Genomic DNA, 1114 nt, shown 5'->3' on the forward strand with positions numbered 1-1114 from the left:
TGGGACGACCGCTTCTCCTACCGCCGACTGCTCCGCGGATTGCGATTCGGCCCAACCACCTGAAGTAGCGACGTTTTGTGTCGCATTTTGCCGGGGAGTCCTCACCAGATGCTGAAATCTCCCCCTGCAGCTTCTCGACTGCATCCTCGGTTCAGGAGTTCGGCCGCTGGTACGGAGAACTCTCGCCGAGTCTACGTTCGCGCATGTGACCAGCTCGTTGTTCCTTTGGACTGCAACGGGATTGGATACCGCTGATGGATGCTCGACAATTGTTCGCTCTCGGTGCACACGACACCGGGATGTTGTCTCTGGCCTTGCAGCTGACCCCGCTGTGTCTCGGCGCCGAGGATGCGGAGCAGTACGCCTTTGTTCGCGCCGCCAATGCCACCGCGGTCCTCAGCCTTGCTCTGCTGTCCGCCGCGTTTGTCTTCTGACCGACGGCTGGATGACTTTCCGGGCGCAACATGTTCACGAATGAAGGAGTTTCGGTGAATCCACCCATAAACCACTACCGCCGGCGATCGGTGGAATCGATCCTCCTCGGCGGAGCCCTTGCAGCACTGCTGCTCTCGGGATGCACGATCGGTTCAGCAGATCCCACTACCGAGGGCAGGCAGTCGTCGAAGATGCCCACCGACTCCGAGCAGATCACCACGGTGATCCGATCTCACCTCGATGCCCTCCGTACCGGTTCGTCCGAGGGTGTTGCTGCCACCGTCTGCGCCGAGAAGCAGGTATCAACCACGACCACTGGAAAGGTGCTGCCGGCAATCACGCTCGATGCAGTCGAGTATCTCACCCTCCAAGGATCTGCAGCCACAGCGACCGTACGCGGACATCTGGATGACGCTCCGGAGACCTCGATCGGCAAGGTCGTGTCGTTGACCTCGACCAGTGGCCACTGGCTCATCTGCTAAGCCTGCACCGCTTCGGCAAGCACAGGATAGGAACGAGAGAATTGAGGTGGCGGCGCGATGGTAGGCCGTGTGACGGACGAGAACGTCTTTCAACTCCGCTTGAACGAGCTCTTCTCCGGCTCCGATCGGCGCCTGACGAACGTCGCTGTGGCTCAAGGCCTTCTCGCACGCGGCTGCCGAATCTCGACAGCGTATCT

The 1114-nt window shown here is 60.6% G+C and carries 2 protein-coding genes; both read left to right on the forward strand.

What is annotated here, in order from left to right:
* Positions 1–254 precede the first annotated feature (254 nt).
* Positions 255–434 carry a hypothetical protein gene (locus AC0B9F_RS38390; protein ID WP_391590514.1) on the forward strand — a complete coding sequence of 60 codons (180 nt, stop codon included), beginning with the start codon at positions 255–257 and terminating at the stop codon, positions 432–434.
* A gap of 54 nt (positions 435–488) precedes the next feature.
* Complete coding sequence (locus AC0B9F_RS38395; RefSeq protein ID WP_139799842.1) at positions 489–917, forward strand: Rv0361 family membrane protein; 429 nt, start codon at positions 489–491, stop codon at positions 915–917.
* Positions 918–1114 lie beyond the last annotated feature (197 nt).

Source organism: Streptomyces sp. NPDC097129, assembly GCF_055668065.1.